At 69.7% G+C, this 8,424-nt stretch carries 5 protein-coding genes, 1 tRNA gene and 1 pseudogene; 1 reads left to right on the top strand and 6 read right to left on the bottom strand.

The window, feature by feature from the left end:
* From MCHLDSM_RS14600 to MCHLDSM_RS14585, 5 genes and pseudogenes are all read right to left on the bottom strand, one after another.
* Window positions 1-1,103 (bottom strand): exonuclease domain-containing protein (locus MCHLDSM_RS14600; RefSeq protein ID WP_048470751.1); only part of this gene is annotated, 1,103 nt, incomplete at its 3' end.
* Window positions 1,104-1,208: 105 nt separating this feature from the next.
* Window positions 1,209-1,295, bottom strand: a pseudogene (locus MCHLDSM_RS40405) (DUF2510 domain-containing protein); the annotation flags it as partial.
* A 776-nt stretch (window positions 1,296-2,071) separates the two neighbouring features.
* Window positions 2,072-2,145: transfer RNA gene (locus MCHLDSM_RS14595), tRNA-Met, on the bottom strand.
* 175 nt (window positions 2,146-2,320) lie between these two features.
* On the bottom strand, window positions 2,321-3,709 hold the full coding sequence (locus MCHLDSM_RS14590; protein WP_048470750.1) for an FAD-binding oxidoreductase: 1,389 nt from the start codon (window positions 3,707-3,709) through the stop codon (window positions 2,321-2,323).
* Between the two features lie 108 nt (window positions 3,710-3,817).
* Window positions 3,818-4,438: a hypothetical protein gene (locus tag MCHLDSM_RS14585; RefSeq protein ID WP_048470749.1), complete on the bottom strand. Its 621-nt coding sequence runs from the start codon at window positions 4,436-4,438 to the stop codon at window positions 3,818-3,820.
* A gap of 213 nt (window positions 4,439-4,651) precedes the next feature.
* Between MCHLDSM_RS14585 and MCHLDSM_RS14580 the strand changes: the two genes are divergently transcribed.
* On the top strand, window positions 4,652-4,969 hold the full coding sequence (locus MCHLDSM_RS14580) for a cupredoxin domain-containing protein (protein ID WP_048470748.1): 318 nt from the start codon (window positions 4,652-4,654) through the stop codon (window positions 4,967-4,969).
* Here the strand turns inward: MCHLDSM_RS14580 and MCHLDSM_RS14575 are convergent.
* On the bottom strand, window positions 4,962-8,414 hold the full coding sequence (locus tag MCHLDSM_RS14575) for an ATP-binding protein (RefSeq protein WP_109788836.1): 3,453 nt from the start codon (window positions 8,412-8,414) through the stop codon (window positions 4,962-4,964). The two genes, MCHLDSM_RS14580 and MCHLDSM_RS14575, sit on opposite strands and share 8 nt — an antisense overlap.
* Window positions 8,415-8,424 lie beyond the last annotated feature (10 nt).

The raw sequence follows: 8,424 nt of genomic DNA, 5'->3' as shown, positions 1-8,424 counted from the left end.
AGCGGATTCACGCTGCCCACCCACCGCAGCACAGCAAAATCAGTCTGACCGGACCTCAACAGGGTCGATCCACGGATTGAGGCTAAGTCAGGCCCATTCTTCGTCACCGACTTGGCCACGACGAGCCCATGCTGTTGAGCCATTTGTTCCTGCGCGGCGCGGTCGACGAGGCGGCCTCCTTGCTCGCCCTGCCCGGTGAAGCACACCGACAGACCTGCTACCAGTTGCAGCTCACCGATTGCTGCGCGGTAAGGGTCGATGCGCGTCATCACTGTATCGATATCGATATCGAGAAGTGCAGCGGCCCTGCACAGTTGGCTGTACTCCTCGTCGGTGACAACCTGATCCTCGAGCGCGGCGTCGATGAGTCCGTTCATGAATTCGCGGTGGGCGCGAGCCACTGCGCGGTCATCCAAGCCGAGTTCGCCGGCGAGTTCGCGCAGCGCTTGCCGCTCCTCGGGACAGAGCTGCAGGTCGGCGATCGCAATATCAAGCAGCTGCACATACGGCGCGATGTCGACATTGGTGTGGACGCCGCGAGCGAGGGCTGCCAGGTAGGGTGCCGGGGGGAGGACGTCGACGTGCCCCTCGCGCGCACGCACCCGCAGTGGGGTGCAGAGCAGTGGTCGTGCGATAGCTGGTGTGCATCGGTTGGCGTAGTGATCGGCTGTTGTGAACAGCAGCCGCGCCGTGGCGCGGGCGTCAGCGATTGCGCGGTGTGCGCCATCGAGCGAGATACCGCGTTCGGCGCAGGCCTGGCCGAGCTTGCAGCCAGTCGCATGAAGTGTGTCGAGCGGGTACCCCCAGTCGATATCGATTCCGGCGCTGGACAATTCGTTGCCGATCATGCGGGTGTCGAACCTGACGTTGTGGCCGACGACCACCGCGCCATCAAGTCGCGACGCCACATGGTGCGCCACATCGGCGAAGGTTGGCGCCCCGCGCACCATGCTGGCGTCGACGCCGTGGATCCAGGTCGGGCCTACGTCGCGCAATGGTTGAACTAGCGTCTCGAACTCGTCGTGCACACGACCATCGCAGTCCAGCGTCAGTATCGCGATCTCGACGACACGGTCGGTGTTGTACAAACCTGTGGTTTCCACGTCAATGACAGCAATGCGGCCGTCGCGCCCGATCAGGTGCTCAACACCCGCCCGTGGAGCATGGACTGGAACAGCCCCATCGGCGCCTGCACGAGACGTTGAAGCTGTGCGGTCAGTCCACCGAACACCGTCCCACCAGCGCAAATCTGACTGATTCCATGGGTCGTCATACCAACCCGCCAATGCCCCCACCCTTGGTTCCTCCCCTAGGCCCCCTACAAAGGTGAGCCCACCGTATCGGCCCGCACCGACATCGGCATCAGTTTCGCAAACACACCTGACGTAGCCACATCGTGGCTACGAGCAACAGGCGATTCCCCCTGCATCCGCATATGCCGCCTTCGTGGGTGAGGATTGCACTCGGATCAGCCCGCTGCAACGACGCGCGATGCCCGCGATAGGTGCCGGCTTGCCAATCCCGAGGATCTTGTGCACTGAACGACCTCCATAGCCGGATAGCACTGTCAAATGCCCACATTGGCGCTGCAACGATCGACAAGCACCGAGCAGACTGATCATCGATCAGTACGCCCGTTTGAACGGCTATGCAATGGAGCCTGCCAACTTGGATGGCGATGTCTGCGTCAAGCTCATGGTCGGCCAGCGCTGGGTTGCCACTGCCAGTACGTTTCAGGCTCGAAGCGGCAGATGAGATATCACCGGGTCGCCGCCCGTGCGATCACCGGCCAGTCCAGAGTCGTCACCCCAGCGTGAGAGCTCAAGTCCACTGTCGGTCGACCGTCGACTACGAGCCATGACGTGGCCTTGTGACCGTTGCGTCCACTCGTGGGCCATCGCTTGTTGTTCGTCTGCAGATATTTCTGGCGGCGGCCCCGCGACAGCTGGCGGAACGAAAGTCACCTAGCGTGCGCAACGCTCGAAATCCTCGCACAGCCTAAAGGTCCCAAGAGTTCCCAAACCCCACGAAAACGGCCCCCGGAGTGTCCTCCGAGGGCCGTTTCACTTAGTAGCGGGGACAGGATTCGAACCTGCGACCTCTGGGTTATGAGCCCAGCGAGCTACCGAGCTGCTCCACCCCGCGACGGGTGAACGCTAGGTTACCGGTGCCGCCGCTGGCCCTCCAAATCGCCTGCTCAGGCGGGCTCGCGGACGCGGCGAGCGTGCGTGAACTGCCTGTTTTCGACGGCGTGTCCGTTGCAGACACGCTCCCCCGCAAGCGGGGGTACCCCCAGCTCACCGGAAACGTGCGGGCGCGTCTAACGGAGGGTCCGGATGACCTGGCCCGTCGCCAGGACACCGGCGGGGTCGTAGCGGTCGGCCAAGGCTGCGAGCCAGTGCAGCGTGTCCTCGCTGTACACCCGCGACGGCCGGGCCGGGTCGTAGGAGGGCGCGAAGTTCGGCATCTGCCCACCCGTCGACCACGGCTCGACAGAGCCGACCACCGCCGCTGCATGGCCGACGACCATGGCGGCAATCTCGGGTGCAGGGACGCCGATCGTCAACAGTGAGAACGCCGCGTCCCGCCGGCAGAACGCACTGCGGTGCCGCGGCTCACGCGCCAGCGCACCGCCCAGCATCCGCAGCTCCACGATCGCCTGCGGCGACCCCGAACCCGGGCCCGCGACCGCCAGCAGCGCATCGACCGCCTCGGAAGGCAGCGCCGACAACAGCGCCTGGTTCTCGCTGACCGGCATCGGATCCACCGGGTCGGCGTGCACCGCACCGATCGCCGCGTAGGGCATCACGGCCGTCGTGTCGAGCAGCGGGGTCGCCACCGCCCGCAGCGGCGCGAGCAGCCGCTCCCCCTCCGCGAGATCGCCGACCGCGGTGTACCGCACGGCCACCGTCATCCTGCCGGCCAACGGCTCGGGCACCCCCGGCATCGGCGGCAGCTGTTGGATCGCGATCGACGTGTTCACCGTCTCGGGCAGCCCGGCACACCATCCGGCCCAGGCGTGCAGCACCGCGGCGGCGTCGTCACCGGCGAAATACACCGCACCACCGTAGAATTCGGCGATCGGCAGCAGGTCGATCTCGACCGACGTCACGATACCCAGCGTCGCTTTGCCGCCGCGCAGCCCCCAGAACAGGTCGGCGTTGCACTCCGGCGTCGCCTGCAGCAGACGGCCCTCCCCGGTCACCACCTCGAATCCCCGCACATGGTCGGACGACGCGCCGACCGTGCGCACCAGCGGACCGATCCCCCCGCCGGTCAGGAAACCCACGACGCCCACGCTCGGCGCCGAACCGCACAGCGGCGCAAGGCCGTGCGGCGTCGCGGCGTCCAGCACGTCCTGCCAGCGCGCCCCGGCCTCGACCCGCGCGGTGCGGTTGGCGACGTCCACGGCGCAGTGCTTCATCGCCGAGGTCTGCACCAGAATCGTGCCGGGTCCGACGCCGACGGCGCCGTGACCGGTGGCCTGCACGGTGACCGTGAACCCGTGGGCCGCGGCGAACCTCACCGTGCCGGCGACATCCTCAGGCGAGGTGGCCAACACCACGGCCGCGGGTGCCACCTGGGCCGCGACGTTCCAGGGCACGCAGCGTTCGTAGCCCGGCTCACCGGGAAGCGCCACGTGGGTGGTGACGTGCGCGCGCAGCGTCTGCAGTACATCGTCGCGCGTCACATCGGTCGACACGGTCATCGGAATCCCCTCTCACGATCTCAGTGCTCGCGAGAAGTATCACCAGACCGACTTGGCGGCCGCTTGGTCAGCGCGCCAAGAAAAATCCAAGCAGCCCCGATCGACCGGTCAGGCCATTTCGGGGACCCGTAGGTGCGCCAGAACGAGGTCGAACTCGCATTCGTCGAGAATCTCGACCCCTGCATCGCGCACCGTCGCGGCCTTCATCGCGTCGGTGGCCGACTTGCTGCGCCTCAGCGCCTCCGGGTTGTCGAAGGTGGCCGTGGCAACCCCGAATCCCGAGTCGCGATCGACCAGCAGACTGCAGCTGCAGAACCCGTCGAGTTCGGCCAGTGCGGGGACGGTAGCCAACCGGTAGCCGTCGACGGCGCGATCGATGTGTTCCGCGTCGACGCGCGCCCACGTCACGCGAACACACGCGCCGGGCGCCGAGTGGTGCTCACGATGCACAGCGGCGATTTCCCATTCGTCGACGGTGGGACTACCGCCGAGGATCTGTGCGGCGCGGTCGCGCATCGCGTCGGCGTCCCGGCGGCTGGCGATCATCGCCTCCTCGGACTGCCATGCTGTCGTCACGATGCACCGCCCGGACAGACGGTCCACCAGCAGCGACAAGCCGACGTAGCCGTCCAGACCGGTGAGCGCGGGCCACACCGAGTCGTGGATGTAAGCGATCCCGGCGTCGACCGCCGAGGACCGCGCGTGAATGTGCGAGCTCCGTGCATACATGGCTTGCCTCCATGGTCCGCGGCGGCGTCACGCCGGCGCCGCCGAACCCCTCCATCGTCCTCTCCCGTCTCGACAAGGGCAATGGCGAGCAGCAGTCGGCACCCGGTGAACCTTTCGATGTGCCGCACCGTGTCAGCGGTATAGGTCTGATCGAGAGGGGTCACTGTGAATACGCGTGGAACATTGTGGGCTGGCGCATGTCTCGTTGCCGCGGTGGCCACCGCGTGCGGCGGGACGAGCACATCCAGTCCGACGTCGTCCGATACCGGGACCGCGGGCGCCGCCGCGGCCACCGTCACGATCGCGAGCATGAACTACGGCGCACCTGTCACGGTGCCTCCCGGTGCCCGGATCGCCGTCACGAACAACGACTCCGTCGAGCATTCCGTCACCTCGGACGCCGCGGGCACCTTCACCGTCGACGTGGAGAGCAACGACAAAGGCACGTTCACCGCTCCGTCCGCGCCCGGCGAGTACGCCTTCCACTGCAAGTACCACCCCGCCATGCACGGAACGCTGATCGTCAAGTAACCGCCAGCGCCTCTGCCGCGGCGGCGACGCCGTCCATGCCCACCGCCCTGGCCTCAGCGGCCAGGGCACGCGCGGCGGCGGTCCGTTCCGCCGACGACTCGGTCAGCTCGCAGTCGAGCAGCCGGCAGCGCAGCACGGTCGGCGCTCCCCCGGTGCGCTCTGGCAGCGCGCGCGCCGTCGCCAGATCCCCTCGCGCACGGTCGGACTCGCCGAGCACCGCGTGCAGCCGGGCGGTGGCCAGCGCGACCGGCCCGGCCAGGCCGACCTGACCGATCACCGCGATGCGCTCGCGGTAGGGGGCCAGCTCGGCCAGCAGCGGCGCGGCGTACGCATCGAGGCGGTGCTCGGCCGCCAGATGCGCCAGCAGGGTCTGATGCCCCAGGGTGGTCCAGATGTGGCTGCGATCGGGGGTCTCAGCCCATGCACGCAGCAAGTCCGCGGCCCCGGCTCGCGCGGCGGGCCCCGTCGCCATCGACAGCACCGCGGTCCGCACCACCCCGACCATCCCCTGGCCGCCGGTCGCCTCGCTGGCGCGCAGACCCTCCCAGCGGGGGTCGACCGGGCCACCCCGCTCCCGTAATAGCGACGCCGTCGCCAGCAGGCCGCTGCCGGCCTCGTACAGCTCGGTCTGCTCGTGCACGTGCGCGGCGATCGCGTGATGACGCTCCGCCTCGGCGAAGTCGCCGGTCCACATCGCCAGCACCGCCTCCATCCACCGCAGCTGGGCCCGCAGGACCGGCAGCCGCAGATCCTCACTGCCCGCGATGCCGACCTGCAGGTGCCGACGCGCGCCGGCGACGTCGCCGAGGTTCATCGCCGCCATCGTCGCGACCGAATGCGCGATCACGGCGTCCTCCCGAGAACGGCTGTGCTGCAACGCTTCCAGCTGTGCTACCCAGGACAGGGTCTGCTCGCTGAGGCTGCACACGCCCGAGTAGGTGATCAGCCGGCCGATCAGCACATCGGCGAGCACGTCGACGTTGCCCGTCTGCTCGGCCACGCGCTGCGCGCGCTCGAGCAGGCCGGCGGCGACACCGGCATCGGGGTGGTAGCAGTGCCCGACGGCCAGTGCGGGCAGCACCCGCGCAGCCGCGGCCGGATCGTCGTCGGCCACCGTCGCCGCCCGCGACAACAGGGACAGCAGCTCCCCGGGATCGTGTCCCGGGGCCAGCCACGGCCAGCCGCCGCTGGCCCGCAGCAGCGCGCTGGCCACCCGTCCCGCACTCGCCGCCCGCCCGGTGCGCAACGCCTCTCCCAGGTAGCGCTGCACACTGTCGAGCACCAGCTGTCCGCGGCCGGCACGGGAGTGTGCCTCGAGGAGTTCGACGGTCAGCGCGTCACGCTCGGCGTCGTCGCGCGCGGACACCGGCAACCGGTCGTAGGCGTCCAGTGCGGCCTGCCACCACCGCGCCGCGATGTCCGAACTCCATTGCGCGGAGGCCTGTTCGGCGGCGAGCCGGCACGCCCGGACGACCACGGCGGGCTCGACGAGGGGCTGCGCGGCTACCAGGTGCTGCGCGCGCCGCGTCGGCGCATCGGCTTCGACGCTGTCGGCCAGCACCTCGGCGATCTTGGCGTGCAGGCGTTGACGCCGCAGCGCCGGCATGCCCGCCAGAAGCTGCTCCCGCAGCAGCCCGTGCGCGAACTCGTACCCGTCGGTGGTGTGCGCGGCGATCACGATGCGTTCGTCGGCGGCCTCGTCGAGGTAGTCGGCGAGGGTGTCCAGATCCAGCCGGGTGGCCTGCGCGAGCAGCGGGACAGCCGACGCGTCGATCACGTCGCCGATCACCGCCGCGGTCCGCAGCACCTGCATCACCGCCGGATCCAGCGCGGCGAGCCGACGCTCGAGCACCGAGCGGACCGCGCGCGGAATCTCGTTGGCGGCCCGCTCTGCTCGCGGCAACCGCGCGTACTCGGAGACGAAGAACGGGTTGCCACCGGTGCGGGCGGCCAGCTCGGCGGCCTCATCGGCCGACACCGCGTCCTCGGCGACCTCGTTGGCCAGCGTCGCCACGTCCGCCGACGACAACGCCGGCACCGCGATGTGCCGGTTGGCCTCGCCGCGCGCCACGGTACTCAGCAGGCGGGCCACCTCCGGGGTGTGCTCTCCGTCGCGCACCGTGAGGATCACCAGCACGCGCTGATCCCGCAGCGCGCTCGCGATGTAGGCCAGGCAGCTCGCCGAGGCGGTGTCCGACCACTGCACGTCGTCGACCACGATGGCCAGCAGCCGCGGCGCGGACTCCAGCAGGGCTTGCACCCGTTCGTAGACAAGGAATCTCGCGGTGTCGGGGTCGGCGTGCGGCGGCACCTCGAGCGTCTCGTCGGGGTCGGCGCCCAGCGCGCGCACCAGGTGGCGCATCGGCCACCACGGCGGAGTGGCACGCTCGTCGGGGCAGTTGACCCAGACCACGTCGCCCCCGTCGGCGGCCGCCGTTCCGGTGACCTCCTCGGCCAGCCGTGTCTTGCCGATCCCCGGCGGGCCCGACAGCACCAGCCACCGGGTCGCACCCGCCGACGCCCGCGCCAGCACCTCGGCCGCGCGGGCCAGTTCACGGTCCCGGCCCACCAACGGCGACCGCAGCGGAACCTCGGCACTCACCGCCTCGGTGGCCACCGGCCCCGGAACGGGAATGTTGGCCGCCCCAGTCCATTCCGGCGGTCGGGGCCAGCCGGCCAACTCGGGGGCCTGCCGCAGCACCGCGGTCTGCAGGTCCCGTAGCTCGGGACCGGGCTCCAGTCCCAGCTCGGTGTCGAGGAGGCGCGCATGACGGGCGTAGACCTCCAATGCCTCGGCCGCGCGGCCGGCCCGGTACAGCGCCAGCATCTGCAACCGGGCGCCGCGGTCGGCGAACGGTTCGAGCGCGCACAACGCCGCCGCCTCGGTCAGCGCGGCGGTCACCTTGCCCAGCGCGAGCAGCGCGACGACCCGGTGGGCGAGGCATTCCAGCCGCATCTCGGTGACCCGCGCCGCCTCGTCCCGCACCCAGGGCGCATCGGCCATGTCCTCCAACAGGTTTCCCCGCACCAGTGCCAGCGCCGTGTCGGCCTCGGCGAGCGCCGTCGACCAGTCCTCGGCCTCGATCGCGGCACCGGCGCGCAGACATCCCGCCGTGAACGCCGTCAGGTCGACGCTGTCCGGGTCGGCGTCGAGGTAATAGCCGGGCGGCCGGCGCACGATCGGCTGCGAAACCGAGGAAGCCATCTGCGTCCCACCGGATCCGCGCAGCGCGCGACGCAGGTTCGAGATGTAGGCCTGCAGGCTCGCCGTCGCGCTGGCCGGAACGTCATCGCCCCAGACCGCATCGACCAGCCGATCCACCGACACCACCCGGCCCGCGGCCAGCAGCAGCACCGCCAACACCACCCGCTGCTTGGGCGGACCGACGTCGATCAGGGTCTCCCCGTCGACCACCTGCAGCGGTCCGAGCAACCGATAGCGCACCGGCGGATCG

The organism is Mycolicibacterium chlorophenolicum (genome assembly GCF_001044235.1).
GTDB lineage: Bacteria > Actinomycetota > Actinomycetes > Mycobacteriales > Mycobacteriaceae > Mycobacterium > Mycobacterium chlorophenolicum.
Note: the sequence above shows the minus strand (reverse complement) of the source record. Positions and strands in the feature narration are given on the sequence as shown.